We start from the raw sequence: 760 nt of genomic DNA, 5'->3' as shown, positions 1-760 counted from the left end.
CGGCGCCACCCGAGACGGCGTCCGCGTGGAGGTCGCCGCGAACGTCAACCGCGCCGCCGACGCGAAGGGCGCGCTCGACGCGGGCGCCGAGGGCGTCGGCCTGATGCGCACCGAGTTCCTCTTCCTGGAGCGCGAGCACGTCCCCACCGAGGAGGAGCAGGAACGCGAGTACCGCGAGATGGCGGCGGCGCTCGGCGACCGGCCCCTCGTGATCCGCACGCTCGACATCGGCGGGGACAAGGACGTCCCGTACCTCGGGCTCGCCCACGAGGACAACTCCTTCCTGGGCCTGCGCGGCATCCGCCTGTGCTTCGAGCGGCCCGACCTGTTCCTGCCGCAGCTGCGCGCCGTCGCCCGCGCCTCGCGCGACCACCCGAACATCCACCTGATGTTCCCGATGATCAGCACCCTGGAGGACTTCCGCCGCGCCCGCGCCCTGTTCGACACGGTGCGGGAGGAGCTCGGCGCGCCGCGCGTGCCGCTCGGCGTGATGATCGAGGTGCCGTCGGCCGCGCTGCTCGCGCACGCCCTCGCGCCCGAGGTGGACTTCTTCAGCGTCGGCACGAACGACCTCACGCAGTACACCCTCGCGATGGACCGCCTGCACCCTCAGCTCGCCCGCCAGACGGACGCGATGCACCCCGCCGTGCTGCGGCTCGTCGCCCTCACCGTCGAGGCCGCCGAGCGGCACGGAAAGTGGGTCGGGGTGTGCGGCGGCGCCGCCGGGGACGACGTGGGCGCCCTCGTCCTCACGGGCCTC

1 protein-coding gene is annotated in these 760 nt (G+C 73.9%); it reads left to right on the top strand.

All coding sequences use genetic code 11. From position 1 onward, the window contains the following. On the top strand, window positions 1-760 hold a 760-nt coding region (locus tag DEIPI_RS0114835), incomplete at both ends, for a phosphoenolpyruvate--protein phosphotransferase (protein ID WP_169737123.1).

Origin of the sequence: Deinococcus pimensis DSM 21231 (assembly GCF_000519345.1) — a bacterium.
GTDB classification, from domain to species: Bacteria; Deinococcota; Deinococci; order Deinococcales; family Deinococcaceae; genus Deinococcus_A; species Deinococcus_A pimensis.
Note: the sequence above shows the minus strand (reverse complement) of the source record. Positions and strands in the feature narration are given on the sequence as shown.